The sequence below is a fragment of the Streptomyces sp. NPDC006872 genome, assembly GCF_040635845.1.
Taxonomy (GTDB): domain Bacteria; phylum Actinomycetota; class Actinomycetes; order Streptomycetales; family Streptomycetaceae; genus Streptomyces.
This window is the reverse complement of the sequence record NZ_JBEYIL010000010.1, coordinates 439,613-465,881: the sequence shown is the minus strand read 5'-3', so window position 1 is coordinate 465,881 and position 26,269 is coordinate 439,613. Positions and strand designations below refer to the sequence as shown.

At 69.3% G+C, this 26,269-nt stretch carries 26 protein-coding genes and 4 pseudogenes; 17 read left to right on the top strand and 13 right to left on the bottom strand.

Annotation, left to right across the window (positions count from 1 at the left end; genetic code table 11):
• Positions 1-94 precede the first annotated feature (94 nt).
• Positions 95-319 carry a hypothetical protein gene (locus tag ABZ725_RS29915; protein ID WP_358805626.1) on the bottom strand — a complete coding sequence of 75 codons (225 nt, stop codon included), beginning with the start codon at positions 317-319 and terminating at the stop codon, positions 95-97.
• Positions 320-435: 116 nt separating this feature from the next.
• Between ABZ725_RS29915 and ABZ725_RS29910 the strand changes: the two are divergent.
• Positions 436-793: pseudogene (locus ABZ725_RS29910) on the top strand (transposase); the annotation flags it as partial.
• 516 nt (positions 794-1,309) lie between these two features.
• The gene (locus tag ABZ725_RS29905; RefSeq protein ID WP_358805625.1) at positions 1,310-1,888 is read left to right on the top strand and encodes a GNAT family N-acetyltransferase; all 579 of its coding nucleotides are present in this window, start codon (positions 1,310-1,312) and stop codon (positions 1,886-1,888) included.
• Positions 1,889-2,008: 120 nt separating this feature from the next.
• On the opposite strand, the gene ABZ725_RS29900 is transcribed toward ABZ725_RS29905, so the two are convergent.
• The 3 genes and pseudogenes from ABZ725_RS29900 to ABZ725_RS29890 form a co-directional block, all read right to left on the bottom strand.
• Positions 2,009-2,416 carry a recombinase family protein gene (locus ABZ725_RS29900; protein ID WP_358805624.1) on the bottom strand — a complete coding sequence of 136 codons (408 nt, stop codon included), beginning with the start codon at positions 2,414-2,416 and terminating at the stop codon, positions 2,009-2,011.
• Positions 2,417-2,603: 187 nt separating this feature from the next.
• Positions 2,604-3,093, bottom strand: a pseudogene (locus ABZ725_RS29895) (transposase); the annotation flags it as partial.
• A 141-nt stretch (positions 3,094-3,234) separates the two neighbouring features.
• Positions 3,235-3,915 carry a hypothetical protein gene (locus ABZ725_RS29890; protein ID WP_358805623.1) on the bottom strand — a complete coding sequence of 227 codons (681 nt, stop codon included), beginning with the start codon at positions 3,913-3,915 and terminating at the stop codon, positions 3,235-3,237.
• Between the two features lie 421 nt (positions 3,916-4,336).
• Between ABZ725_RS29890 and arr the strand changes: the two genes are divergently transcribed.
• Both arr and ABZ725_RS29880 read left to right on the top strand, forming a co-directional pair.
• Positions 4,337-4,747, top strand: coding sequence for an NAD(+)--rifampin ADP-ribosyltransferase (gene arr / locus ABZ725_RS29885; RefSeq protein WP_358805622.1), 411 nt, complete (start codon positions 4,337-4,339; stop codon positions 4,745-4,747).
• Between the two features lie 351 nt (positions 4,748-5,098).
• Positions 5,099-5,221: a hypothetical protein gene (locus tag ABZ725_RS29880; RefSeq protein ID WP_358805621.1), complete on the top strand. Its 123-nt coding sequence runs from the start codon at positions 5,099-5,101 to the stop codon at positions 5,219-5,221.
• A 15-nt stretch (positions 5,222-5,236) separates the two neighbouring features.
• On the opposite strand, the pseudogene ABZ725_RS29875 reads toward ABZ725_RS29880, so the two are convergent.
• A pseudogene (locus ABZ725_RS29875) lies at positions 5,237-5,723 on the bottom strand (IS5 family transposase); the annotation flags it as partial.
• 109 nt (positions 5,724-5,832) lie between these two features.
• Between ABZ725_RS29875 and ABZ725_RS29870 the strand changes: the two are divergent.
• The gene (locus tag ABZ725_RS29870) at positions 5,833-6,606 is read left to right on the top strand and encodes a maleylpyruvate isomerase family mycothiol-dependent enzyme (RefSeq protein ID WP_358805620.1); all 774 of its coding nucleotides are present in this window, start codon (positions 5,833-5,835) and stop codon (positions 6,604-6,606) included.
• Positions 6,607-6,995: 389 nt separating this feature from the next.
• Here the strand turns inward: ABZ725_RS29870 and ABZ725_RS29865 are convergent, their stop codons facing one another.
• Positions 6,996-7,871, bottom strand: coding sequence for a LysR family transcriptional regulator (locus ABZ725_RS29865; RefSeq protein ID WP_358805619.1), 876 nt, complete (start codon positions 7,869-7,871; stop codon positions 6,996-6,998).
• 121 nt (positions 7,872-7,992) lie between these two features.
• Between ABZ725_RS29865 and ABZ725_RS29860 the strand changes: the two genes are divergently transcribed.
• The 3 genes from ABZ725_RS29860 (at position 7,993) to ABZ725_RS29850 (ending at position 13,058) form a co-directional block, all read left to right on the top strand.
• The gene (locus ABZ725_RS29860) at positions 7,993-8,991 is read left to right on the top strand and encodes an NADP-dependent oxidoreductase (protein ID WP_358805618.1); all 999 of its coding nucleotides are present in this window, start codon (positions 7,993-7,995) and stop codon (positions 8,989-8,991) included.
• Between the two features lie 608 nt (positions 8,992-9,599).
• Positions 9,600-9,980 (top strand): response regulator, encoded by a 381-nt coding sequence (locus tag ABZ725_RS29855; protein WP_358805617.1) that lies wholly within the window; start codon positions 9,600-9,602, stop codon positions 9,978-9,980.
• A 507-nt stretch (positions 9,981-10,487) separates the two neighbouring features.
• The gene (locus ABZ725_RS29850) at positions 10,488-13,058 is read left to right on the top strand and encodes a DUF4157 domain-containing protein (protein WP_358805616.1); all 2,571 of its coding nucleotides are present in this window, start codon (positions 10,488-10,490) and stop codon (positions 13,056-13,058) included.
• 117 nt (positions 13,059-13,175) lie between these two features.
• Here ABZ725_RS29850 and ABZ725_RS29845 read toward each other — a convergent pair whose 3' ends face one another.
• Positions 13,176-14,003, bottom strand: coding sequence for a DUF2182 domain-containing protein (locus ABZ725_RS29845; protein ID WP_358805615.1), 828 nt, complete (start codon positions 14,001-14,003; stop codon positions 13,176-13,178).
• 198 nt (positions 14,004-14,201) lie between these two features.
• On the opposite strand from ABZ725_RS29845, the gene ABZ725_RS29840 reads away from it, so the two are divergent.
• The gene (locus ABZ725_RS29840) at positions 14,202-14,840 is read left to right on the top strand and encodes a DUF1326 domain-containing protein (protein ID WP_358805614.1); all 639 of its coding nucleotides are present in this window, start codon (positions 14,202-14,204) and stop codon (positions 14,838-14,840) included.
• A 147-nt stretch (positions 14,841-14,987) separates the two neighbouring features.
• Here the strand turns inward: ABZ725_RS29840 and ABZ725_RS29835 are convergent, their stop codons facing one another.
• A complete protein-coding gene (locus ABZ725_RS29835; protein WP_358805613.1) occupies positions 14,988-15,206 on the bottom strand; it encodes a hypothetical protein in 219 nt (72 codons plus the stop codon).
• 81 nt (positions 15,207-15,287) lie between these two features.
• Here ABZ725_RS29835 and ABZ725_RS29830 point away from each other — a divergent pair, with 81 nt between their 5' ends.
• Positions 15,288-15,413, top strand: a complete 126-nt coding sequence (locus tag ABZ725_RS29830; RefSeq protein ID WP_358805612.1) for a hypothetical protein — start codon at positions 15,288-15,290, stop codon at positions 15,411-15,413.
• Positions 15,414-15,922: 509 nt separating this feature from the next.
• Here the strand turns inward: ABZ725_RS29830 and ABZ725_RS29825 are convergent.
• A complete protein-coding gene (locus tag ABZ725_RS29825) occupies positions 15,923-16,711 on the bottom strand; it encodes an alpha/beta fold hydrolase (RefSeq protein WP_358805611.1) in 789 nt (262 codons plus the stop codon).
• 128 nt (positions 16,712-16,839) lie between these two features.
• On the bottom strand, positions 16,840-17,298 hold the full coding sequence (locus tag ABZ725_RS29820; protein ID WP_358805610.1) for an Lrp/AsnC family transcriptional regulator: 459 nt from the start codon (positions 17,296-17,298) through the stop codon (positions 16,840-16,842).
• 143 nt (positions 17,299-17,441) lie between these two features.
• Between ABZ725_RS29820 and ABZ725_RS29815 the strand changes: the two genes are divergently transcribed.
• The 3 genes from ABZ725_RS29815 to ABZ725_RS29805 are packed head-to-tail and all read left to right on the top strand — an operon-like array spanning position 17,442 to position 19,670.
• Entirely contained in the window at positions 17,442-18,107 is a 666-nt protein-coding gene (locus tag ABZ725_RS29815) for an AzlC family ABC transporter permease (RefSeq protein WP_358805609.1), read from the top strand.
• Positions 18,100-18,435: an AzlD domain-containing protein gene (locus ABZ725_RS29810; protein WP_358805608.1), complete on the top strand. Its 336-nt coding sequence runs from the start codon at positions 18,100-18,102 to the stop codon at positions 18,433-18,435. The genes ABZ725_RS29815 and ABZ725_RS29810 overlap by 8 nt, the downstream gene beginning before the upstream one ends.
• A gap of 38 nt (positions 18,436-18,473) precedes the next feature.
• Entirely contained in the window at positions 18,474-19,670 is a 1,197-nt protein-coding gene (locus ABZ725_RS29805; protein ID WP_358805607.1) for a PLP-dependent aminotransferase family protein, read from the top strand.
• A 174-nt stretch (positions 19,671-19,844) separates the two neighbouring features.
• On the opposite strand, the gene ABZ725_RS29800 is transcribed toward ABZ725_RS29805, so the two are convergent.
• On the bottom strand, positions 19,845-20,039 hold the full coding sequence (locus tag ABZ725_RS29800) for a hypothetical protein (RefSeq protein ID WP_358805606.1): 195 nt from the start codon (positions 20,037-20,039) through the stop codon (positions 19,845-19,847).
• Positions 20,040-20,050: 11 nt separating this feature from the next.
• On the opposite strand from ABZ725_RS29800, the pseudogene ABZ725_RS29795 reads away from it, so the two are divergent.
• A pseudogene (locus ABZ725_RS29795) lies at positions 20,051-20,482 on the top strand (helix-turn-helix transcriptional regulator).
• 68 nt (positions 20,483-20,550) lie between these two features.
• On the opposite strand, the gene ABZ725_RS29790 reads toward ABZ725_RS29795, so the two are convergent.
• Both ABZ725_RS29790 and ABZ725_RS29785 read right to left on the bottom strand, forming a co-directional pair.
• Positions 20,551-21,570, bottom strand: coding sequence for an aldo/keto reductase (locus ABZ725_RS29790; RefSeq protein WP_358805605.1), 1,020 nt, complete (start codon positions 21,568-21,570; stop codon positions 20,551-20,553).
• Between the two features lie 43 nt (positions 21,571-21,613).
• Entirely contained in the window at positions 21,614-22,510 is an 897-nt protein-coding gene (locus ABZ725_RS29785; protein ID WP_358805604.1) for a helix-turn-helix transcriptional regulator, read from the bottom strand.
• A 222-nt stretch (positions 22,511-22,732) separates the two neighbouring features.
• Here ABZ725_RS29785 and ABZ725_RS29780 point away from each other — a divergent pair, with 222 nt between their 5' ends.
• The 3 genes from ABZ725_RS29780 to ABZ725_RS29770 are packed head-to-tail and all read left to right on the top strand — an operon-like array spanning position 22,733 to position 26,227.
• The gene (locus tag ABZ725_RS29780) at positions 22,733-24,229 is read left to right on the top strand and encodes an MFS transporter (RefSeq protein WP_358805603.1); all 1,497 of its coding nucleotides are present in this window, start codon (positions 22,733-22,735) and stop codon (positions 24,227-24,229) included.
• Positions 24,229-25,113: an aldo/keto reductase gene (locus ABZ725_RS29775; protein WP_358805602.1), complete on the top strand. Its 885-nt coding sequence runs from the start codon at positions 24,229-24,231 to the stop codon at positions 25,111-25,113. The genes ABZ725_RS29780 and ABZ725_RS29775 overlap by 1 nt, the downstream gene beginning before the upstream one ends.
• Before the next feature lie 31 nt (positions 25,114-25,144).
• On the top strand, positions 25,145-26,227 hold the full coding sequence (locus ABZ725_RS29770) for an NAD(P)-dependent alcohol dehydrogenase (protein WP_358805601.1): 1,083 nt from the start codon (positions 25,145-25,147) through the stop codon (positions 26,225-26,227).
• Positions 26,228-26,269: the final 42 nt, after the last annotated feature.

Here is a 26,269-nt window from a genome sequence, read left to right as displayed (position 1 = left end):
CCGCTACGAACGCAAGGCCGCTCACTTCCTGGCCTTCACCAGCATCGCCTGCACCCTCATCTGCTACCGCAGACTCGCCAAATGAGATGGCCTCTTAGACGACGCGCAGGTCGCCGATCTTGGCGATGACGTGGGCGGGGAGATTGTCGCTGCGAGTCCAGTGGGTGTCGTGGCGGTGTGCGTAGTCATTGCGGTCGGTGTGCCAGGCCGGGGTGATGCCGTTCCTCTCCGCCCTGGCCGCACGGGCCCGGACACTGCGGGGACCGTCGGCACCGGCGGTCGAGAGCTGGACTTGGGGTACCGATAAGAACGCTGTCATCGATCCTGCTGGCTTAGAGGTCGCGCAGATAGGCGCGGTGGCGGCACCGGCAGCAAGACAGGCACAGGTTTTGGCGATCATGAAGTTGCGGCGCTCTGTGATCACCGGGGGAACCTGTGCCTGTACTGCCGCCATGGCTGACCGAGCCGCTCTGGGGCCAATTCGCGGCCCTGCTGCCCGAGCGGCCGGAGTACCACCCGGACCATCCGCTGGGCTGCCACCGCCCGCGCATCAGCGACCGGATCGTCTTCGACAAGATGCTGCAGCTCCTGCGCTTCGGCTGCTCCTACCAGGCGATCGCCGACACGATCTGCTCGGCCACCACAATCCGCAACCGTCGCGACGAGTGGATCCGGCTCGGCGTCTTCGCCGAACTAAAGCAGATCGCGCTGGAGTCCTACGGCCGGATCGTCGGCCTCGTTCTCGATCAGATCGCCGTCGACGGCTCCATCACGAAGGCCCGGTGAAGAAGCGCTTCGGCGTTGCCCTGATCATCCCGGTGTGCTGCCGCTCGGTCGGTGAGGATCTCGGCGAACTGTAGGACCGTCACCAGCGCCAGCCGGCCCGGTGACCAGCCAGGCCGCCCCCGCGCCCCGAACGTCTCGGCGAACTCGGCATCCGCAGACAGCTCACCCATCTCGTCACGTTCCCGCATCGCCAGGGGATACGGCCCCTGCGCCGCTACCGACCGGGCTACCTGCGCGGTCAGCTCCGGCACTTGCAGCCACGGCCTGGGCCTCGGCTGCATCGACATCCCAGACCCCACCCGCGACCGGGAACGCCAAGACGGCCGCTGCTCTACGCGGCAACGAGCCGTCAGTCCCACCGGTGGTTTCGTAAGCGAGAGCGAGCAGCGTTTGTCCACGGTTTCGGGCAGCACTTAGCGGTCGGGGAGTTCGAAAATGTCGACGAGAGCTGACCACGCTGGCGCTCGGCTGTGACTGGAGGGACAGCATCGAGCGCTCGCGCGAGCCGTGCGAGGATCTCGACGTGAACGATCTGCACTTCCGCCTCGCCGAAGACACCGACCTCGCCACTCTCGTTCGTCTGCGTGACGACGCTGCCCGCTGGATGCTCGCCCAGGGCATCACCGGCCAGTGGCAGCCCGGCCAGCTGGACGAGGACCATTTCCGCAAGACCATGGTGCGTGGTGAGGTCTGGCTCGCCGAGGCCGATGGCCGCGTGGCCGGGGCATGGGAGCTGTGGTGGGAAGACGAGGACGCCTGGGGACCACAGCCACCGGTGGCCGGCTACGTGCACCGGCTGATGGTGGACCGCAGCAGCGCCCAGCCGGGGACGGGACGGCTCCTGCTGCGTGCCGCGGAGCGCCGCGTTGCCGCGGCGGGGCGGGCGTTCGTGCGTCTGGACTGCCTGGCCGGCAACACACGCCTGAACGCCTACTACCTGGACGCCGGCTACCGGGTCGTCGGCCACAAGGCAGGCAAGCCGCAGCCGGGCAGCGCACCCAAGTCGTTCACCCTCCTGGAGAAGACCTTCGGGTCGGTCGTGGGGGCTGAGCGACAAGTGGTGTCAGGTTCCACCGAAAAGACCACACCGGGCACGGAATAGGCCAGCAGGATCGTCATCAGCCGCAATCGGCGGTGATCAGTCCTCTGACCTGGAGGGCCGGGGCAGTTCTGTCGTGTTGGCCGTTTCGGCGAGCGTGAGACGGCCGCCCTTCAGCTCGGGCTAGTTGTAGATGGTGTTGCGGGAGACACCGAGGAGCTTCGCGATCGAGGCAACGGTGTTCTCCGGGCGGGCTAGCAGGTCACGGGCGTGACGTACCTGTTCGTCGGTCATGGTCGGCGGCCGGCCAAGGCGGGCACCTCGGGCGCGGGCAGCGTCCAGGCCCTCGTTGGTGCCCTGGACAATGAGTTCACGGATGAATTCCGCCAGGGTCGCGAAGACGTGGAAGACCAGGCGCCCGCCGGGCGTGGTGGTGTCGAGCGACTCGTGCAGCGAGGTGAAGCCGATACCGCTTGCGCAGGCCGGACACGATGGCAGTTCCTCGCGTTCGGCGTTCTTGCCGGACTTCTTGTCGGCGAAGATCCGGATGCACCCTGCTTCGGTGAGTGCGCGGATCTGCCGGTCGAGCAACTGCCCCTTGGTGACACTCGTGCGTATCCCACGAGGCCGCCGGTCCGTGCGGCCGGGAACGGGGCGAGGAGATCGGCGGTGTCGTCATCTTGGGGTGGCTGCGCTCGCCAGATCGTGCAGAAAGGGGTGTTCCTCAAGTTCTTGAGCACATCGACTTTCTGACACCGTTTTATGGGCATGATCCGGCGTCGGGTCCGAGACGGACCACGTCCAGGACCGCGCTCCACGAGGTGCGGTCCGGGGTGAGCCCGGCGACGAACGAGTACGGCCAACCCGGGATGATCTGCGCGGCTGATCTGGAGCGGCCGTGGACGTGACAGAAGAGCCGCTCGGGCGAGCAGGCCGCATCCGAGCGCAGCCGCGGGGAGACGCCCACGGTGAGTACGATCCGTCCGCCGGACCGTGGCAGAGGCAGTGATATCAGCAGGTCACGCAAGGTATCGGTGTCGAGACGGCCGTGGTTCAAGGCTCCGTACAGCGAGCCGGAGCCGCGCTGGTGCTCGGCGAGCAGCGACAACTCCACCGGCGTTCCGGGGCGGGCCGTCCGCGCACAGCAGCGCGTCGGCCAGTTCGAAGAATGTATCCGCCCGCGCGGTCAGAGACCCGTAGAAGGCCGTCCGAAAGCGTGGCAGTTCCGCGAACGCGTCTCGTTCACTGGCACGCACCCGCACACTCATCCCACGGTCTTCCTTGTGAACTCCTTGATCTCGTCGCAGAGTTCAGGATCATGGGGAAGGCCGCCCGCGTACTCTGCGATCACTCCAAGAGTGACCACACGACCGGGCCCGATGACTGGGAACAAGCTCAAGACCAGAACACTAGGTGTCGAGGGTCTGCCGGGCCCATGCGAAGGCTGCCGACAGGGTCTGTTCGGGCACATGCTCCCCAGCGAGACAGAGGACCAGCCCTTCGGCGCGCGCGCACCATTGCTCACCGGTGAAGTCGGGCGTTCTGCCCTGGTCCTCGAAACGTACCCTGAGGGTGTCGTCCGCGCTCAGCTTTGGGTCTGGTAGTACCTGGAGCTTCCTGGTGACGTCCTTGCCGTCCCACCGGTAGGTCAGTGACGTGCACTTCTCGAAGATCCGGCGCAGGTAGGCGAACCGCCGCTCCGCTTTCGCCGGTGAGTCGACGCCGATTTCGGCCGTCACCGGCGAGATATCCACTTCATCCGAGTCATATTCCGCAGAGGCTGCGTAGGCGGACTCGACAGCTTCCAGACCCGCCTTCTCGGTGTCGACCCACGCGCACTGCTCGGGGAACCATCCCGTGGCCAGTCCGAGGAAGTAGTCGTCCCCGCCGAGCGAGTCTGTTTCAAAAGTCCAACCCGCTCCGAAGTGCGCCGGTTTGGGCAGCGCTTCCACCAGGTCGAACTCTGACGTCGACGGTGTCTTGGTCGACAGCGCGCTGGGCGGCAGTCGGCTGACCTCTTCGTCCCCGCAGCCGGCCATACTCGCCCCCAGGGCCGACAGCAACAGGAGTGCACACCAACGACGCGTCATCGACCGCTCCGGCAAGCTCAGGGAACGAGTGGGAGGGGGTGTCTCATAGTGGCCTCGCGGGGACCACCCTGGATAGGCGTGTACAGGACATGTCGGAGAGGCCGTCGCTCATCGCACCTTGTCCACCGCCCCAGGAACAGGAACTTCCCGTCCCTGGCCTGGTAGAGGAAGCTCGCGTTCTCCGCCTTCAGACCGTGGGAGGGATCCATGGAGAAGCTGATCGGTCTGGCCACGCCGTCGTAGAGGGTGCGGAAGACACGTTCGGCGACCCGGCCGGGCTCGATTCCCGCGTCGCCACCCAGGGGTTGTCCCGTAACTACTGGTCAGGGTTTGATGATCTCGCTGTGGCTGGTGTGATCACGGCGTCCGAGCCGTCCCGGATACCTCGCCGTCACGACAGCTTGGTTGATAACCTGCGGCGATGGACGAGGTGTTGGACGAGGGGCCGTTCTTCCACGGCACAAAGGCCGAGCTGCGCGTCGGAGATCACCTCACCGCCGGTTTCCGTTCCAACTACCGGCCCGAAATCATGATGAACCACATCTACTTCACTGCGTTGCGCGACGGCGCGGGACTCGCCGCCGAACTCGCCGCCGGCGACGGGGCCCCGCGAGTGTATGTCGTCGAACCGACTGGGGAGTTCGAGAACGATCCAAACGTCACCGACAAGAAGTTCCCTGGCAATCCCACTCGCTCCTATCGCAGCAGGGAACCGCTCCGGATCGTTGGCGAGGTCACCGACTGGACGCGACAGACACCCGAAGCTCTCCAGATGTGGCGAGACCGGCTGGCCGCAATCCGTCTGGATGACCGAGCCGAAATCATCAACTAAGGGTTGCTCCGTGACTACTGGTCACGGAGCATTGGTGCGAATGCCAGTGGCGGGCACTACCGCCGGTGCATGCGTGACATGACAGCGGTGAGTGGAGTGGCAGGTTGGCCGTTACTGGTCGGCCTCGCGTGGTCGGCTTGATGGTGGTTCTCGCGGACAGTCACCTGCGCTGGTTCATGGTCATCGGGTTGGCAGCGCGGCCCGTACGGGCTGCTGTCCGCATTCCGGCGACGTCAACGCCCTTCCCGCGTCACCGCGCTGCACCGACGAGCCGAGGCCTCGGATGAGCGGGAGTCGCTGCTACAGCAGGCCCGTACCACGCTTCAACGGCGTCGAGGCCGCACGGCGCCGGTGTCACTCGAGCAGACGCTTGAGCAGACGCTCGAGCCGATGAAGGCGGACCACGGCACCAACGACGAGTGGTCCGAACTCCGCTCCCGGATTCGCACGCTGGTCACCAACGAGGACCACTAGGGGCTGTCCTGGCGATCATGAGCGGAGCCAGATGGCGAGTGCTGCGGCGGTGACGGTGCCGGGGTAGACGTAGGCGCGTTTGTCGTATCTGGTCGCGACCGCGCGGAACTGTTTCAGCTTGTTGATCGCCCGCTCGACAGTGTTGCGCTTTGGCGTACCGCTCCTTGTCGAAGCCGGGTGGCGGGCCACCGGTGCTCCCGCGCCGCAGACGGCCGGCCTCTTGGTCGGCTTTCTCCGGGATGACGTGCCGGATCCCGCGTCCACGCAGGTAGGCGCGGGTGCGACGGTTGCTGTAGCCCTTGTCGGCGCTGACGCTGTCGGGTGTCGTGCGAGGCCGGCCGGTGGCCAGGCGGGGCACCCGGATCCGTTCCATGACAGCCTCGAACTGGGTGCAGCCGGCCCGCTGACCGGGCGTCAGGACGAGCGAGAGGACCCGGCAGTGGCAGTCCGCGCTCAGGTGGATTTTTGTGGTGAAGCCCCCGCGTGAGCGGTCGAGCGCCTCACCTCCCGCACCACCTCCGCCGGCAGGCGACCAGTTCCGCCCGGCCGTCGACGCGTTCGTCCGACAAATTCGCTACCCGGCGGCCGGAGCGCCGTGATACACATCCGCCGTGCAAAACATCTTGGAGTTCCCCGAGGTCCTGCGGCTGATCGAAGACCGCTCGGCCGCGTTCCGCGCTGCGATCGCGTCCGCCCCCGACCTTGACGTCCAGGTCCCGACCTGCCCGGACTGGACGCTGCGCGAACTGGCGCAGCACCTCGGTGACGGCCGCCGCCGCCAGGCCGCCATCGTCGCGGCGGGCCCGGGCGCCGAGCCCCCGGCGAGGACCGACCCGAAGGGCGCCCCGACCGCGCCCCGCGACCACGAAGCCCTGGACGCCTGGCTCGCCGAGTCGACCGAGCTCATGCTCGACGCGATGCGCGAGGCCGGCCCGGACCGCGGCTGCTGGACCTGGTGGGGCCGCTCGCAGGCCCCGGAGACCAGCGGAGCCGTGGCCCGGCACCAGATCCAGGAGTTCGCCGTCCACACCTACGACGCCCAGCTCACCCAGGGCGCCGCACGGCCGCTGCCGACGGACGTCGCGGTCGAGGGCGTCGACGAGTTCCTGACGACCGTCTCGGCGACGACCGTCCCCTGGCCGTTCAAGCCGGCGACCATCGACCTGCACACGACCGAGGGCCGCTCCTGGCGCCTGACCCTCAACGCCGACGGCGTCCGCTGCGACGACCTCGCCGCCGACGCGGAGCCGGGCGACATGGCGATGCGAGGAGCAGCGAGCGAACTGGTCCTCTACTTCTACGAGCGCGTCCCGCTCGACGGCCTGGAGACCACCGGCGACACCGAGCCGATGGAGCAGCTCGCAGACTGGGACCCGAACGCGTAAAACGCGCACTTGTGACGCATCTGTCGGTGGTGCGCGCGCTCCTGCGGGCGCCACTGGGCCCGGGGTTGCGGACATCGCGCGGCTGTGGGCAGGTTGCGGACCTGCTGTTCAAGGGCGAAAGGCGCACCTGCGGGCGGCTGCCGCTGCACTGGGGGACACTGCGCGGCGCCGGTGCTGCTGTTCAAGGGCGAAGGGCTCTCGCTACGCGATACGGCAACGGTTTCTGATCGAGACGGCGTGCTTGATCGCCGTTCCAATAGGGTCGGACGCTGAGCCGGCACAACCCAACCCCGAGCGATACGGGCAGATGCGCGACGAACACGGCGCGTGTAAGCACCGCTTGATGCAGTGCAGTGCAGCGCGGCGCCAAGCGGGTCGGCTGGTCCCGGTCAGGCTGCCGAGGCGGTCAGGACGGCCTTGGCGGCCAGCCGGAGATTCCTGATCATCGGATTCGGGTCGCCCTTGCGGCTGACCAGGACGACCTGGCTGGGCGGAGCGCCCTCGATCGGAACGGTGACGAGGTCGGGACGCAGTGAGCTACGCCGATCGCCGACCGGTAGCACGGCGATCGCCCGGCCACTCGCGACGAGTTCGAGCTTGTCCTCGTAGCTCTCGATCGGCGGCACGCCGGCCCCGAGGATCCGGTAGGAAGTCCAGTCCGCGCTCTCGAACGCGCACGGGGCCGCCTCCTCGCCGGCCAGTTCTTCCGCGGTCACCGACGCGCGGTCGGCCAAGGAATGGCCGCGCGGGACCGCGAGCATCCGGGGCTCCTCGTACAGCGGGGTGGTGAGCACGTCGTCGGCGGCGAGCGGCAACGGGGCCCGCGCGATCAGGGCGTCGACGCGCTTGTCGGACAGCGCCCCGACGTCGCGGCAGCTCAGGTACCGGGTGGCGATCTCGGCGTCCGGGTGACGGCGGCGCAGTTCCCGTACGGCGGCAGTGATCACCAGGTCTTCGACGTAGCCGATGGCGATTCGTTCGGTCTCGGCTTGTTCACGCACGGCCAACTCGGCCTGGCGGGCGGCCTGCAGCAGGGCGTGGGCCCGGGGAAGGAACCTCTGGCCGGCCGGAGTGAGCCGGGCGCCCTGGGGTACGCGGTCCAGCAGTCGTGCGCCGAGATACTTCTCGAGCCGTTGGATCTGGCGGCTCAGCGCCGGCTGGGCCACGTGCAAGTCGGCAGCGGCCCGGCCGAAGTGCTGGTGCGCCGCCACCACGGTGAAGTAGCGCACCAGCCGCAGTTCCAGGTCCTGTCCGAGATCGTTCACCCTTCCACGGTACGCGTCATGCCGTTTCGGAATGATCAGGTTGCCGAACCGGTCTTGGACGGCCATGGCGTCCTGGGCCTTGACTGGAGGAACAACGTTCCCCAGGAAAGCGACAGGCGCGATGAAGGCGATCCAGTTCCACGAAGCGGGCGGGCCGGAAGTTTTGCAGTACGACGAGGTGCCGGTTCCCGAGATCGGCCCGGGCGAGGTGCTCGTCCGGGTGCACGCGGCGGGCGTCAACCCGCCGGACTGGTATCTGCGTGAGGGGATGAAGGTCATGCCGGCCGAGATGAGGCCGACGCTGGAGTTCCCCCTGATCCCCGGAACGGACATGTCGGGCGTGGTCCAGGCGGTCGCTCCGGACGTGCTGGGGTTCGCCGTCGGTGACGAGGTCTTCGGCATGCTGCGGTTCCCCGGATTCGACGGCCGGACGTACGCCGAGTACGTGGCCGCGCCGGCTTCGGACCTGGCTCACAAGCCGGCCGGGATCGACCACGTGCAGGCGGCCGGGGCGCCGATGGCCGTGCTTACGGCCTGGCAGTACCTGGTTGATCTCGGCCACGACGTGCCGTCTCCCTTCACCGGCCAGGTGCATCAGCCGGTGCCGATCACACCGGGGATGACCGTGCTGGTCAACGGGGCCGCCGGTGGAGTGGGCCACTTCGCGGTGCAGTTGGCGAACTGGAAGGGGGCACACGTAATCGCGGTGGCCTCGGGCCGGCACGAGCAGTTCCTGCGCAAGCTCGGCGCCGATGAGTTCATCGACTACACCAGGACGCAGGCCGCGGACGTGGTCAGCGGTGTCGACCTGGTGATCGACACCGTCGGTGGCCCGGACAGCTCACGCTTTCTGACCGTGCTCAAGCGCGGCGGCACCATGCTTCCGGTGTTCTTCGCCGAGTACGACCCGGAAGAGACGGCGAGTCTGGGCATCACAGTCTCGAACATTCAGGTGCGTTCCAACGGTCCCCAGCTCGCCGAGATCGGGCGCCTGTTCGACGAGGGCAAGCTCCAGGTCGGGGTGGACAGCACCTACCCGCTGCCCGAGGCGGGCAGCGCACACACCCGAGCCGCGCAGGGCCACCTCCAAGGCAAGATCGTGCTGACGGTGGTCTCGTGATCGCCGAACCCCAGCAGGCGGTGGCGAACCACGCCCATGCCCTGGACAAGCTCGCACCCGGCACGGCGAGTTCACCGACCGGGCGCGCCTCTCCCCCGGCCGACTCGCGCTGACTGCCCTGACCGGACGGGCATAAGGACATCGCGGCCAAGGGCCTGACCGTGCGTGAGAACCGGATCGACGACTCCGCGTGGGTGTGGGACAGCCGGACGTTGCTGCCGCGTGGCCGACAACGTGATCGACAACGCGATTGCGCACAACGACTCCGGGGGCTGGATCGGCGTCGTGGTAGTGGCCGAAGGAGGCGACGAGGGACGACTGCGGCGCAGTGTCCCTCGTCGCCGAGTCCAGCGGACCGGTCCTCGACCAGCGGCGGATGGCGGACCTCGCACGGCCTTTCCGCCGCCCTGGCACCGACCGGACCGGCACCGGCCGAGGAAGCGGCCTCGGCCTCTCCGTCGTCGCGGCCATCACCCAGGCCCACCACGCCACCCTGGACCTACGCGCCTACCCCGACGGCGGCGGCCTGCGCGTCTCACCATCACCCTCCCCCGTACGGACGCCGGGGAGACGGCGGAGGCCGCCGACACAGGGACGGGCGTGGCACGTTGAGAGTCCTGTTGGTCGGGGACGCCCGCCTGCTCGCCGAGATCATCGCCGATGGGCTGCGCGACCAGGGCATGACGGTGGACGTGGCCCACGACAGGCTCGACGCCGCGGCCAAACTGGACGTCAACGCGTACGACGTCGTCGTGCTCGACCGCGACCTGCCAGGCATCCGCGGCGACACCCTCTGCCAGATGATCACCGAGCGGGACGGCCGCGGGATGATCCTGATGCTGACCGCCGCCGACTCACCCGGCGACCGCGTCAAGGCCTGCCCCTGGGCGCCGACGACTACGTCGCCAAGCACGTTCCACTTTCCCGAACTCGTTGGGCGCATCAGCGCCCTGGCCCGCCGCCGCCCCGCGCCCGGTCCCGCACCCTGAGCACGGCGGGCATCGAACTCGACTCGACTCGACGCACCGCACCGCACCGCCAGCCGTGACGGCCACCGACTCGACCTCTCCGTCAAGGAATTCGCGGTACTCGAAGCCCTCCTGAACGCGAGGCCCGCCTTCCTCGGCGCTGAGGACCTCATCGAACAGGTCCGGGCCTGCAGGGGCCGGCGGCCCGCTGGCGGAGGCCGTGCTCAGTGCACCCGACTCCAGTCATCTGTGCAGTCGGCTTCGGAGACCGACAAGCTGCACGACGACTTCAGACCGGCCCCGTCACCGAGGCCCCATTTGGTCGCCCACCAGGCCGGACGACTGCTCAGCACACGATCTGACACAGATGTTCCAAGGCCTGACCCGCGAGGGGTGTCCTGCTGGACGGCGTGCCCGAACGGGCAGCCACCGCTCTCCCTCCGCCCGCCCTGACAGCCGGTCCGCTCGGCCCGTCGGGCGCAGTACACATGGGCGGACCAGCGGCAGCACTCAGGAGGTAGCCGGCCCATGCGCGCGCACGATCGCGACAAGGAATCCGCGGACTCGGCCGACAGCCGCCGGAGCCCGGAACTCGCGGCCCCCGGGGCGGACTTCTCGGCGGGACCGACCGCGCTGACGGTGTTGCAACGCGCGGTCGGCAACCGGGCCGTCGCCGGGATCCTGACGTCCCGGTCCGACCGGGACGGCAGCGCGGACGGACAGCCAGCGACCATCCAGCGCGCCGCCGCCCACGACGCCCTCGCCACGCCCAGGAGCCCGCCGGCCGGGATGGGACGGGCCGGAACGGAGGCCCGTCCCGGTACCGGTCTCTCCGACGTCCACCTGCCCACCGACTCCGCCGCCCGCCGCCCGGCCGCCGAGTCGGGGGCCCAGGCCTTCACCTCGGGCCACCCCATCGTGGTCGGCGAGGAAGGCACCGACCGGCACACACCGGCGCACGAGTTCATCCCCGTCCTCCAACTGCGACGGGGCCCGGTCGCCGGCACGAACCGGGGTGACGGGCTGAGGGTCAGCTCGTCGGCCGGCCGCTTCGAGGGGGAGGCCCAGGCGAACGCGGTGCGGGGGCCGGCCGGCCCGGTGCCGGTCCGGGCGGCCCCCGCCGCCGCGCGAACATCGGCCGGCCCGCCCGGATCGGCCGGCGGCCACGTGGTCCAGCGGGCGCTGGTATCGCAGATCGAGCCCACGACCGACAAGGACGGGACGGTGCGGATCGGCACGCTCAACATCATCGGGCGCCCGCATTCGCCGTTCAGCAACACCATGGGAGACCACTCCACCGCCTTCGCCGTTCAGGTGGAGGCGATGCGGCGGAAGGTCGTCGGCTGGACGGCCGCCGGGGCCGTGGCAAACCTGCGCGTGCTGTACGACGAATTGCAACTCCTGCCCGGAGTCGACCTGATCCGGGCCGATATGCCCGGTGGACACGGGGTTCGCTGGCAGCAGGCCCATGAGGTGGTGCTGCGCCTGTTCGACGAGTTCGACGAGAACCCGTTGCTCGCCCGGAGGATGCCACTGGTCCAGGAACTCGCCGGCGCGCTCCTCCACCTGCGTGAGCTCGTTCCGCTGTCCACGATCAACGTCAAGGCGGTACGGCCCGCTCTGGCGGGCAAGGGCAAGGGCGAGTCGGGTCACCGCGATGTGCTGCTCTCGGCGGAAAGCGCGTTGGAACGCGAAAGGGCGATCGCTCCGGAACCGCTTCAGACGGCCATCGTCGCCCTCTTCGACCGCAAGGCGGTGGCGCTGCTCGCCCTGGAGCCGGCGAACAACCGTCAGCTCATGGCTCCGGGACTCCCGGTGGACGCCAGTATCGAGGACGTCGTCGACCTGATGGCCCGCCAGCACGTCCGCTCCGTCCAGGCGGCCTTTCCGCTAGCCCTCGCAAGGGCCTGGCCGAGCCTGGGTGAAGCGCTGGCCGGCATCCGCGGGCCGGCCATGGCGGCGGTGAACGACGCGCGCGCGACGGACGTGGACTACTACGTGGATCAGATCCAGGCGTCCAAGAATCGGAAGGAGGTGGCGGAGAACATCCTGGGCGTGCTCTCCAAGAAAGCCACGAGGGAGAAGAGCCAGCAGGAGGCCGTCGTCACCGAAGAGACGAAGAACCTGAAGCATCTGGAGAAGGAGTTGGCGGCGGCAAGGAAGGCGATCGCCGCCGCCAGCCAATCGTCCAGTTCCTCCTCCAGCTCGTCATCCAGCTCCTCCTCCAGTTCGTCGTCCAGTTCCTCGTCCAACGCCATGGACGAAGAGGAGACGAACAATGAGGAGGAAGAGGTTGAGGACGACGAGGAGGTCCTGGCGGACGGGACGCGGCGCAAGCAGCCTCTGGCGTCGCAGGTCGTCGTGTGGATGCACGGCGGCGCCGCCCAGGTCACCGGCCTGCGCTCGGCCGGCCGCAGCCCCTCCCCCTTCCCCGGGGGAACGATGGGTGCGCACACGACGGCCTGGTCGGTGCATCTCGACGCGATCCGCGCCACCATCGTGAACAAACCGCTCTCCGAGGTACTGAACAGGCTGCCGGCTCTCCGCAAGGATGCCATGGACATGTACAACAAGCTGGCCCCGCGATTCAAGGCGACCGAGGCCCACACGGCGGGTCTGAAGAACGCGGACCACCAGATGAACCAGTACCTCGCCGCCATCTCCAAGGCCTCCGACGAAGCGAAGCCGCTCTTGCTGCAGAACTTCCTGAACCAGCTGCTCACCTTCGTCAACTACATCCCCGGCGCGACCCTGGAGTCGTCCGACACCGGCGGCAAGGGCGAGGGCACCTCGCGGGCGATCCTGCTGGCCTTCGAGAGAACGGGGACCCTGGAGGACGACGCGCCTGCCGTCACGACCCTCCGGAAAGCCATCCTGAAACTTCTCGACCTCAAGGTCGTGACAGGCGGGGAGGAACAGCTCGCCCTGGTCAAGAACCACCTCGCAATGATCAGCCGGGCTTATCCGGAGTCCTACAAGGAAGCCGGCCTAACCGACGCCAAAGAGGCACTGGCGGCCTGGCACGAGATCGACCGTAAGGCAGAGGACAAAAAGAAGAAAAAGAAAAAGAAAGAACAGGAACAGGAACAGGAAGAATGAACAGCGAAAAACCAGCCACTGGCCGCCGCTGCAAGCTCCCGCCGGCACAGGGACCGTGGTCGACATGGGGCCGATCCTGGACAGCCGGCGACAAGCACAAGCGAGGCTCGGCGCCTCCTAGGGGCGGAGCATGTCCGTCATGGGCGACTGCGGCGGGATCAGGCCCGGCAGCAGCCAGGGCTGGAAGAGGCTCAGTACCGCGAGTACGAGGAAGGCGACGCCGACGACCTGCGAGAAGACGGGGCCCAGCCGCCAGAGCTTCTCCACGAAGATCACCACGGCCACCGCGGCCATCGCCAGGACGTTCATGACGCCCAGCGGGACGAGCACGACCATCAGCCCCCAGCAGCAGCCCCCGCAGTACGCCCCGTGGTGCGCCCCGACGCGCAGATCGCGGGCCCGGGACCGGAAGCCCGCGTAGCGCACGAGCTGGCCCATCGGGCTCCGGCAGTGCCGCAGGCAGAGGTCCTTCCACGGGCCGAGCTGGTACAGCCCGGCGACCAGGAAGGCCCCGGCGCCGATCCAGCGCCCGGCGCCCGGGTGCTCGTCCACCAGGGCCCCGGTCCCGGCGAGGAGCCCGTAGGCGATCAGGCCGAAGGCCGTCCAGGCCAGCAGGTACCCGCCGACGAACTGGGCGGTACGAGCCACCCGCACGACTCCCGTGGGCGACTGGCGCCCGATGGCCCGCGCCCAGGTGAGGGCCACCGGGGCCACCGACGGGAACATCATGGCGATCATCATGACCAGCCACAGCAGCAGGAACAGCGGGACGCCCATACCCATGGTTCCCGGCTCGACCCCCATGTCGCGGGCCTGGTCGACCACCAGCACCCAGGCGAGGAGGGCGATCGACGCCATCACGGACCAGGCGAACGCAAGCTGCCGGGCCGACAGCAGATTTGCCGGACGCAGAGGGGGTGACAGGGCCTTCCGGTCGAGGCGCACACCTCCAGCACATCACGGCGGACCTGCGCAGGCGCGCGGGAACGCGTGTACGCGGAAAACACCTCCTCCGGGTGACCCCTGCGGTGGGACAATCGGGGTGGGTACCCGTAGACCCGGGCGTGGGCCGGCGATGGCTCACGGGGGCTCTGCCATCCTCCCGAGACCGACGTCCCGGCACGGTCACGAGGAGGCAGAGAGATGTCCGAGACGACGGCGACCGTTCCCCGGTGGCACGCGGCGGGCGACTGGTTCGACACCTGCAAGTGCAACGTGCCCTGCCCCTGCTCGTTCGCGCAGCTGCCCACCCACGGCGATTGCGACGGCATCCTGGCCTGGCACATCCGCGAGGGCCGTTACGGTGACGTACGGCTGGACGGCCTGAACGTGCTGATGCTGGGCTCGTTCGTCGGCAACATCTGGGCCGAGCACACGGACACGTACGCCGCGGTCTTCGTCGACGAGCGCGCCGACGGCCCCCAGCGCGAGGCGCTTCAGATGATCTTCGGTGGGCAGGCGGGCAGTTGGCCCGCCGAGATGGTGAGCATGATGGGCGCCGAAATGCGCGGCATGGAGTTCGCCCCCATCGAGATCGAGGTCGCCGACGACCTCGCGAGCTGGCGGGCCGTGGTACCGGGCCGGGTCGAGGCGAGCGCGGTCGCGCTCACGGGACCCACGACCCCGGAGGGTGCGCGCGTCCAGTCGACCAACCTGCCGGGTGCGGAGACCGGACCGGGCCAGGTCGCGACCTGGGGCCGCTCGACGGTGGACCGCGCCGATGCCCACGGCTTCCTTTGGAGCCGCGAAGGCCGGTCCAGCAAGCACATCACCTTCGACTGAACCGGGCCCGACCACTGAAGTTGAATGTGTGATGTCGGTCAGCCATGTGCGATCAGGGGGCGTCCTGGTCCCAGCTGCGACTCGGCCCATGACCACGCCGTCTACGTCGAGCCCAACGTCTGCGTCGTCCGCACTACCTCTGACGGGTCAGCATCCTCGGTCGTGGATCGCCCGCAGCCACGGTTCCCTGACTGCGGGCATCCGCGCGAGCGTGTACCGGAACGCCTCCCTGGACGGCTGGAACGGGTTCCACGGGTGCGGCGGCAGCGGGTCGTCCCGCTCCACGCCTGCTGGCAGCCCACCGAGCACCGGCAGCCGGGTCCGGTGTGGCGGGAAGGCGAGCTCGGCCCAGAGCGCGGCATCCATAGGTACCGGCACCGCCCCGGCACGCGGCTGCCACATGTCTCCCGCCCGGTGCCGCGCATGTCGCCGGGCGCGAGGAGGACGGTGTCCGACGGTCCGTCGGACAGCGCGCCGAACGGCGCGAAGCGCCACCGCTCCGCCGCCTCGCGCGCCCTGACCTCGTCCCACTGCCGCCACGGCGGCCCGTACGGCGCGGGGTCGACGGCGTAGGACCCGGCCACCAGCAGTGGCGGGTGCAGCGTCTCCCAGTGGGCGTCGGCCAGGTGAATCGGCAACGCCACCTCCGACACGGCCGCCGTCAGAACCGCACCACAGCCCGCACACCCGAAGACTTCAGCAGCCGCCATGTGCCCTCCACGGTGTAGCTCGCGTGGAACAAAAGGCCGATCAACGTCTTCACCCGTGTCAGTGTCAGCCCTTCGACACGACTCCGGCCTCGCCGCGCTCGCGCCACTGGCGGCGCCACCGCTCCACCGATCGCTCGCTGACCCGAGCGTAGTAGCGATCTGCCGGTTCTTCTCCCGGCCCTCGAAGCGTTCCACGGCACCAGTGGCTTCAGCGAACACGAGCGGCGGATCGTCGCTGGCAAGAGGGGCCACGAATGCTCTTGTGGCCTTGAGTGGCTGGCCCGTCGCCTGTTCGACTCGACCTCGTCGGTGGTGGTGTTGAGGCCGGGACTGTCGCCGACCCGCTGCCACGCGGAGACTGCGCGTTTCCTGTCACTGGTGCGGCAGTGTGGTGAGGAAGTCCAGGACGAGCGGGCTTGCGACGGTGCGGAACTCCTCGAAATAGGCGTGTCGGGCTCCGGGGACCATGTGAAGCCGGGCGCCGGGGATGCGGTTCGCGAGCAGGGGAGCGTTGGCGGCCGGGTTGAGCAGGTCGTCGCTGCCGTGCACGACCAGGGTGGGCGCGCTGATGCCGGGCAGGAGGTGCCACGCGTCGTGCCGGTTGCTGGCCGCAAGGTGGCGGCGCTGGGCGTGGGCGGGCATGTCCGGGTCGCCGAGTGTCCGGTAGGGGCCCGGGTGGGTCGCCAGCCAGGCCGGTGTGTACATCAGGTCGAGCAGGGCCTGCCGCGCCGCACCCGGTTGCTGCTGTACCAGCGACTTTCGCACGTCGTTGTCACGTTCGACGGCGTGTTGGCCGCCGGGCGACGTGCAGCCGAGTACCAGGGCGCGCACCCGGTGCGGATGACGGGCCGCGAGCTGCTGGGCCACGCGTCCGCCCATGGACGTGCCGTAGACGTCGGCCCGGTCGACACCGAGCTCGTCGAGCACCGCGATCACGTCCTGCGCGAAGCCCTCGGTGCTGTAGGGCCGGTCGGGCTTGTCGCTCTCGCCCGTGCCGCGGTAGTCGAGCGTGAGGGTGCTGCGGTCGGTGTGGAAGTCGTCGCGTACCCCGTCCCACCAGTGGTGGTTGTTCGCCTGGCCCGCCAGCAGAACGAGCGGTGCTCCCTCGCCTTGGACCTGGTAGGCGATACGGACCCCGTCGGGCGTTGTCGTGTGCTGCATCGGTCCTTCGCTCCTGGTGGGCGGGATTCAGCGAGTGTAACGACGCTGACGGCCACCCAGCCCGCCGCAGTGCCTGGTCGGCGACGGGCGTCAGCCGCCAACGGCCCCCGTGCAGCAGCGAGCGAGGCTCACTCGAAGCTTTTGATCAGCTTCATGGTCTGGTGCGACACGATGCGGTGCACGCCGGGGAGCTGCGTCATCTTCTCGGTCTGGAAGCGCTCGTACGCGTTCCCGTCGGCGACGTCGACGCGGATGATGTAGTCGGGCACACCGAACACTCGACGAACCTCTGTGACCTCGTCGAACGCGGCGACAGCTCGCTCGAACTGCTCCACCGTCTGCCTGTTGGTCATGGTGATCTCCACAGACATGACCACGCAGAAGGGCCGGCCGGCGGCAGCGGGATCGATCCTGGCCCGGTAGCCGGTGATCACCCCTTCCTCCTCCAGGCGTTTGACGCGGCGCAGGCAGGGCGCCGGGGTCAGACCGACCCGAGCGGCCAGCTCGACGTTGCTCAATCGGCCGTCCTTGGAGAGATGCAACAAAATTGCTCTGTCGGTGGCATCAAGTTTCCTTGTATTGCTCATACGGTCATTATGCGCCCATCTTTGGCAATCATTTGCGGACGAAGCTGACATAAAATTGTGGAATGACTTTCCAGGCAGTCGCTCCTTCGACCAGCCCTCCTCCCCCACAGGCCACGGACCCCGGCGATGAGGTTCGGGAGGGCGTGCGCATCGTGACGCCCGCGGCGCTGGCCGCCCTGCCGATGGGGTTGGCCTTCGGCGTCGTGGTGTCCCAGTCGCCCTTGGCGTGGTGGTGGGCCCCGGTGTTCGCGACGGTGATCTTCGCGGGATCGCTGGAGTTCGTGGTCCTGGGCATGGTGGTGGCCGTGGCGCCGCTGGCGCAGATCGCGGCGACGGCGTTCCTGGTGAACTTCCGCCATGTTTTCTACGCACTGTCGTTCCCGTTGCATCGAGTGCACGGACGCGGGGCGAAGGTGTACTCCACGTTCACGCTCACAGATGAGGCGTGGGCACTGACCACCGGTCCGCAGGCGCAGCATTGGAGCAGGCGGCGCATCCTGACGATTCAGGGGGCGCTTCAGGTCATGTGGGTCTCTGCTGTCACCGTCGGCGCCCTGGCGGGGACCTTGATCCCGGACGGCGTCGTCGGGCTGGACTTCGCGGTGACGGCGTTCTTCCTCGTCCTGACCATCGACGCGTTCCGCGTCCGGCGCAGCGTCCCCCCACCCGTCATCGCGCTGCTGTGCGCCCTGGGCTCGTACCTGCTCTTCGGGGACGGAATGCTCGTGGCCGCCATGACCGCCTTCGTCGCGATGCTGCTCATCCGGTACGCCCTCACCCGCGTCAAGCGCAGGGGCGCCCATGCCTGAGCCGACCTACATCATCACGGCCGTACTCGTCTGCTCGGCCGTCACCTGGGCGCTGCGGGCCGCGCCGTTCGCCTTCCTCGCGCCGATCCGGCACAGCGCACTGCTGCCGTACCTGAACGAAAGCATGCCCGTCGGCGTGCTGACGATTCTGGTCTTCTACACCCTGCGCCACACGCCGGTCGACATCGCGCCGCAGACCGGGGCGGCCGTGGCCGCCCTGCTGACCACTGCGGCACTGCACATCTGGCGCAGGAACGCCGTCCTCAGCGTCGTCGGCGGAACCGCCGTGCACGTCGTGGTCGCCTCCTCCCTGCCTCTCTTCTCCTGACCCGCGCCCCGTCCGCGCACTCCGAAAGGCCCCATGAGATGACCATCGCCGAGAGCGCCGCCGCCGTCCCCGCGCTTGCCGCCCGCACCGCTGACGTGGGCGGGTCGCCCGTCCGGGAGATCCTGGCGCTGACCGCCCGCCCCGACGTCATCTCGTTCGCGGGCGGTCTTCCCGCCCCCGAGCTCTTCGACGCGGAGGGCATCCGCGCGGCCTACGACGCGGTGTTGCGCGAGTCGCCGCGGCAGGTGCTGCAGTACTCGACCACCGAGGGCGACCCGTCGCTGCGCGCGGCCGTCGCCGCCCGGCTCACCACCCGGGGCCTCCCGACCGACCTCGAGGATCTGCTGGTCACCGGCGGCTCGCAGCAGGGACTGTCCCTGCTGACCTCGGCCCTGCTGGAACCCGGCGACACGATCCTGGTCGAGGACCCGACCTACCTCGCCGCGCTGCAGTGCTTCGGACTCGCGGGCGCGCGGATCATCCCGGTCCCCACCGATGCGGACGGCGTCATGCCGGACGCGCTGGACGCGCTCGTCGCGGCGGAACGGCCCAAGCTGCTGTATCTGGTGCCCAACTTCCAGAACCCGACCGGCCGGACGCTGCCGCTCGCCCGCCGCAGGGCGGTCGCGGAGGTCGCGGCGAGGCGCGGGCTCTGGATCATCGAGGACGACCCGTACGGCGAACTGCGCTTCAGCGGCGAGCCGGTGCCGTGGGTCGCGGGCTGCGCCGGGGCAGAGGACCGCACGGTGCTGCTGAGCAGCTTCTCCAAGGTGCTGGCCCCCGGGCTGCGGCTCGGCTGGCTGCGCGGCCCCGCCGCACTCCGGCGCGCCTGCGTGATCGCCAAGCAGGCCGCCGACCTGCACACCTCCACGGTCGACCAGGCCGCCGCGGCCCGCTACCTCGCCGACTGCGACCTGGACGCTCACCTCGCCACCGTCCGCGACGCCTACCGCGAGCGTCGCGACGCCCTGCTCGCCGGACTCCCGGACGCGCTGCCCGCCGGCAGCAGCTGGAACCGTCCGGACGGCGGCATGTTCCTCTGGGCCCGCCTCCCCTCCGGCCACGACGCGACCGCCCTGCTCCCGCGAGCGGTCGCCCACAACGTGGCCTACGTCCCCGGCGCCCCCTTCTTCGCCGGCCACCCGGACCCGGCGACGCTGCGCCTGTCGTTCACCACCCACACTCCCGCCGAGATCACGGACGGCCTGAACCGCTTGACCAAAGCCCTGAGTTGACCCCACCCCGTTGCCGCGAGCCGCAGGCAGACACAGCCCCTCCCCCGGTCGCAGAGCGCGGCCAAGTCGACGATGGGGACGCCGTACCTGTCGAACTGTCACCCGGTCCTGGTCACGCCCTGCCGACGGACGCCGCATCGACGTATGACGACGCAGGCGCAGGGGTCTGGCTGTTCATGGGTACGGGGTCGTCCGGAAGTCCTGCCGCACCAGGGCTTTGCCGTTCGCCAAGGGGTACTCGCAGCGGCCCAGGACCGCGAACCCCTCGCGCTCCCAGACGTCGCCGAAGAGCACCTGGTCGGTGAGGTCGGCGAGCTTGGGGGCAACGCTCCCGATGGCCTGCTGTGCTGCGGATTCCTTTTCCGGCACGATGTTCAAAAGTGGGTCCGACACCGCATCTGAACGAGCTGGGCGAGTTCCTCAAGGCGCGCCGCTCCGAGCTGAGCCCGCGCGCCGCGGGCCTGCCCGACAGCGGCGGGCAGCGTCGCGTCGCCGGGCTGCGCCGGGAAGAGGTGGCTCAGCGCGCCGCGATCTCCACGGACTACTACACCCGCGTTCGAGCAGGCGCGTCTGCCTCCCTCGGCGCTGCAGCTGGACGACGACCAGCGGCGCTACGTGTTCGGCCTGGCCGGGAGGGAGAGTCGCCGGCGAGCTCTGCCTGGACTGGGACACCTTGACCCGCCAGCATCGATCCCGACCAGCAACTCGTCGTCTGGACCGCCGAAGTCGGCTCCAGCACCCACGACGGCCTGCGCATCCTCGCCTCCTGGGCCGCAGACCAGTACCAGGCCACCGCACAGTCGGCCGAGTGAGGCCACGCCTTTCGTGGTCGCGGGGAAGTCGGTGCGACGGCCGGCGTGATCGGCCAGTCCGGGACGCGTCAGCGGCGTCGCTGGTCGGCGCGCAGTTCGAAGTCTCCGTAGCTGTTGTCGACCGGGTTGACGGTGACGCCGGGCGCGACGATCTCGTCGATGGCGTCGAGCACGTCGGACGACAGCGCGACGTCGGCGGCGGGCAGGAACGCCTCCAACTGCTCCATGGTGCGCGGGCCGATGATCGCCGAGGTGACGCCTGGGTGGTTGATGGCGAAGGCGACGGCCAGCTCGATGAGCGTGAGGCCGGCCTTGTCCGCCAGGACGGCGAGTTGTTCGACGGCGTCGAGCTTGCGCTGGTTGGCGGGGGTGTCCATGTCGAAGCGGGCCTGGGGGCGGGCCGTGGAGGCGGGGCCCTCGGTGGCGTTCTTGCGGTAGCGGCCAGAGAGCCAGCCGCCGGAGAGCGGGCTGTAGGTGAGGGTGCCCATGCCGTGGCGGCGCACGGTGGGCAGGACGTCCTCCTCGATGCCGCGGACCAGGATGGAGTACGGCGGCTGCTCGGTCACGAACCGTTCCAGGTGGCGCTCTCGCGAGGTCCACTGGGCCTCGACGATCTGGGAGCCGGAATAGGACGAGGAGCCGATGTAGCGGATCTTGCCCTGGTGCACGAGGTCGGAGAGGGCGCCGAGGGTCTCGGCGACGTCCGTGTCGGGGCTGGGGCGGTGGACCTGGTAGAGGTCGATGTGGTCGGTGTCGAGCCGGCGCAGGGAGTTCTCGACCGCGCGGATGATCCAGCGCCGTGAGCCGCCGCGCTGGTTGGGGTCGTTCTGGTCCATCGGCATGAAGAACTTGGTGGCCAGGAACACGTCCTCGCGGCGGCCCTTGAGGGCCTTGCCGACGATCTCCTCCGAGACGCCGGCGGAGTACACGTCGGCGGTGTCGACGAAGTTGATGCCCGCGTCCAGGGCACGGTGGATGATCCGGATCGAGTCGGCCTCGTCCTCGTTGCCCCAGGGGCCGAACATCATCGCGCCCAGGCAGAGCGGGCTGACCTGGACGCCGGTGCGGCCGAGCGGTCGGTACTGCATGAAGTGGTTCTCCTTGGATGTGCTCAGTCGTAGTCAGTCGTAGTCAGTCGTTCGCGGTCGGGGCGACGGTCCCGGTGCTCGCCCAACTGGCGAGGAGGCCCAGGGCCTCCCTCGCCGGGGAGTCCGGTTCGGGCGTGTAGAAGTTGAGGCGAAGGCCGGGATCGGACGGCAACTCCATCGCCTCGTAGGGCAGTGCGAGATCGCCGACCAGCGGGTGGTGCAGGTTCTTCACTCCGGAGCGGTGGAACTTCACGTCGTGGCGAGCCCACCGGCGGGCGAAGTCGCCGCTCTTGGTCGTCAGCTCCCCGATCAGATCGGTCAGCGCCTTGTCGTGGGGTGCCCGGCCCGTCTCGATGCGCAGGAAGGCGACGGCGTCGTCGGCCCCCTTGTCCCAGTCGACCCAGAAGTCCCTGCTCGCGGGGTCCAGGAACATGAAGCGGGCGCTGTTGACCGGGCCGCGCTGGGCGAACAGCGGCGAGTCGAAGAGGGGTGCGTACAGCGCCCGCCCCAGCGTGTTCGCGGCCAGGATGTCGAAGCGCGCGTTGCGCACGTACGCCGGCACATCGGTCATCGAGTCGAGCAGGCGCAAGATCGTGGGCCGCACCCGGGACGCCGTCACCGTGGGGCGCCGGCCCGACGGCGTCGCCGCCCGGGCCAGGTCGTAGAGGTGAGTGCGCTCGGCCTCGTCCAGCTGCAGTGCGTGAGCGAGGGATTCCAGTACCGAGTCCGAGGCGCCGGAGAGGTTCCCTCGCTCAAGGCGGACGTAGTAGTCGACGCTCATGCCCGCGAGCAGCGCGACCTCCTCCCGGCGCAGGCCCGCAACGCGCCGGTTGCCGCCGTAGACGGGCAGTCCAGCCTGCTCGGGGGTGATACGGGCACGCCGGGTGCTCAGGAACTCGCGGACCTCGGCGGCCACGCTCTTCTTGTCTCTGTCTGCCATGGTCGGATCCCTGAAATCGCTCCGCCGCCGGTGATCGCGTCCCGGCGGGACGGTTCTGCTTCGAACTTCACCGTAGGTCCGTCCGAGAGGGTCTGCGAGGTACTGGCAGTACCTGGAAGAGCAGTGCCTCCCACCCATGCGCCCACGCGGCGTTTCCTTGGAAAGAGCCGAGGGCCGGGTCGAACACCGGTCCCTCACCCTGAAACGGAGAAGGACACCACCGTGCGCGCAGCGCCCAAGTACGCCGGGAGCGGCGACGTCCGTGTCGGGCACGCCGCCGACCCGGGCGTCAAGGAATCCGCGGCGCCCACGGTGGTACGTGTGCCTGCCGCCCCGGCCCGGGCGACGCTGATCCTCACGATCATCTGCGTCAGCTACTTCATGGTCATCCTCGACAACTCGATCGTCTTCACCGGCCTGCCGCAGATCCGCTCCGACATGGGGTTCTCCGAGACCGGCCTGTCCTGGATCACCAACGCCTACGTCCTGGTCTTCGGCGGGTTGCTGCTGTTGGGAGCCCGGGCCGGTGACCTGTTCGGACACCGCAGGGTGTTCCTGTTCTCCCTGGTCGTCTTCGCGCTGACCTCGCTCCTTGTCGGCGCCGCCCAGAATCAGTGGTGGCTGATCGGCGCCCGGGCGCTGCAGGGTGGCGGGGCGGCGGTCCTGGCCCCCTCGGCCCTGTCCCTGCTCACCCGCAGCTTCGCCGAGGGCCGGGCCCGTAACCGGGCGATGGCCGCCTACAGCGCGGTGGCCGGGCTCGGCGCGGCGCTCGGCCTGGTGGTGGGCGGCCTGGTCGCCGACCTGATCTCGTGGCGGGCCGGGTTCTTCCTCAACGTCCCGGTCGGCATCGCGATGGTGGCATTGGCCGTGCGGTTCCTGCCCGAGACCGAGCGCCGGGGCGGCCGCTTCGACGTCGCCGGGGCGCTCCTGGCGACTGGGGGCTCCACCGCTCTGGTCTTCGGCATCGTGGACGCCGCCGACATCGGCTGGACCGCTCCGGCCACCCTGATTCCGCTGGTGGCGGGAGTGGTGATGCTGGCCCTGTTCGTCCTGGTGGAGCGGCGGGCCGCGCAGCCGATCGTGCCGCTGCGGCTGTTCGCCAGCCGGGAGCGCAGCGGCGCCTACGTCACCCGGATGCTCTACATGGGCGCGATGATCGGGTTCTTCTTCTTCACCGCGCAGTTCGTACAGAGCGTCTACCACTGGACGCCGCTGCAGGCCGGTCTCGCCTTCCTGCCGATGACGCTGGTCAACTTCGTCTTTGCTATCCAGGTGCCGCGGCTCCTCGAGCGGGCGAGCAGGCCGCAGGTGCTCACCACCGGGCTCGCCCTGACCATGGTGGGCATGGTGTGGCTCAGCCGCCTCGACCCGCACACGCCCTACCTGACCGGAGTGGCGTTGCCGATGGTGCTCATCGGCGCCGGCCAGGGCCTGGCGCTCGCCCCGCTGACCTCCAGTGGCGTCGACGGCGTCGCCCCCGCGGACGCGGGCGCCGCCTCGGGCCTGGTCAACACCGTGCACCAGATCGGCAGCGCGCTGAGCCTGAGCATCCTGACCGCCGTGGCCGCCTCGGTCTCCACCGGTCACGGGGCCGCCGACATCGCGGCCCGCTCGGGTGCCGCGCTGACCGGGTCCGCCGTCCTGCTCGCACTGGCCCTCGCGGCCACCCTCACCCTCATCGTCCCCGCACGTACCCGCCCGCACGAAAGGTCCCTGTGATGCAGACCCTCACCCTCAACAACGGCGTCGAGATGCCCGCCCTCGGACTCGGTGTCTTCCAGACCCCGCCCGACGAGACCCGGGCCGCCGTCACGGCCGCGCTCGACCTCGGCTACCGGCACATCGACACCGCCGCCGCGTACGGCAACGAACGCGAGGTCGGCCAGGCCATCCGCGCCTCCGCCGTGCCCCGCGACGACCTCTTCATCGAGACGAAGATCTGGATCAGCGACTACGGCTACGACGAGACCCTGCACGGCTTCGACAAGAGCGCCGCCAAGCTCGGCGTGGACCAGATCGACCTGCTGATCCTGCACCAGGCGCTGCCGTCGGACTTCGACAAGACCCTCGCCGCCTACCGCGCCCTGGAGAAGCTCCTGGCAGACGGCAGGGTCCGGGCGATCGGCGTCAGCAACTTCATGGTCGACCACCTGACCACGCTGCTCGACACCACCTCCGTCGTGCCCGCCGTCAACCAGCTGGAGATCCACCCGTACTTCCAGCAGCGCGCGGTCCTCGACTTCGACGACGCGCACGGCATCCTCAACCAGGCGTGGTCTCCCATCGGCGGCATCACCTTCTACCGCGGACAGGGCGAGGACCGCGGGAGCGTCCTTGAGGACCCGGCCGTCACCGCGATCGCCGAGGTGCACGGCAGGAGCCCGGCCCAGGTGCTGCTGCGCTGGGGCATCCAGCAGGGCCGCTCGGTGATCCCCAAGTCGACCAAGCGCCACCGCATCGCGGAGAACGTCGACGTCTTCGACTTCGCCCTGACCGCGGATGAGTTGAAGTCCCTCGACGCCCTGGAGACCGGCCGGCGCGGCGGCCCCGAGCCTTCGGACGTCACCCTGGCGGCCTACGGACGCGCCATCCCCGAAGCCTGACATCACCTCGTACCTGCGCAAAGGAATCACCATGCCCACCACCGTCAACGCGTTCGGCGCCCACGAGGCCGGAAAGCCGCTCGTTCCCGTCACCATCGAGCGCCGCGACGTCGGCCCGCACGACGTCAAGCTCGACATCCTGTACTGCGGGATCTGCCATTCCGACATGAACTACGTCGACGGGACGTTCGGCCCGCTGGCGGTCAGCCCGCTCGTCCCCGGCCACGAGATCGTCGGCCGAGTCACCGAGACCGGCCCCGGCGTCACCCGCCACCAGGTCGGCGACCTGGTCGGCATCGGCTGCATGGTCAACTCCTGCCGCACCTGCGAGAACTGCCAGGCGGGCCAGGAGCAGTACTGCCTCATGGGCAACACCCTTGTCTTCGGAGCCCCTGACCCCGCCGAGCCCGGCGCCCGCACCCAGGGCGGCTACTCCGAGGCGATCGTCGCTCCGGAGGACTTCGTCGTCCGCGTTCCCGAGACCCTCGACCCGGCCGCCGCCGCTCCGCTGCTGTGCGCCGGCATCACCGTCTACTCCCCGCTCAAGCGATTCGGCGCCCGGTCCGGCACCAAGGTCGCGGTCGTCGGCCTCGGCGGGCTCGGCCACCTCGGCGTGAAGATGGCCAAGGCCATGGGCGCCGAGGTGACCGTCCTGTCGCAGTCCGGCAGCAAGCGGGAGGCCGCCGCGGCCCTCGGCGCCGACCACTACGCCGTGACCGGTGACGGTTCCGCGTTCACCGAACTGGCCAACACCTTCGACATCGTCCTGAACACCGTCAGCGCGCCTGTGTCCCTCCCCGACTACCTCGGGATGCTGCGTCTGCACGGCACCATGGTGAACGTCGGTGTGACGACCGAGCCGATGCCGATGGAGGTCTTCGCCCTCCTCCAGAACGGCCGGTCCTTCGTGGGGTCGCTGTTCGGCGGCATCGCCGAGACGCAGGAGATGCTCGACTTCGCGGCCGAGCACGACGTCACGGCCGACATCGAGCTGATCGACGCGCAGGACGTCAACATCGCCTACGAGCGGATCCTCGCCTCCGACGTCCGCTACCGATTCGTGATCGACGGCGCGACCTTCGCGAAGCCGAAGCCGAAGCCGAAGTCGGCTTGACCGGTCACCCACGTGGACGCGCCCTTGCGAGAAGGAGACGAA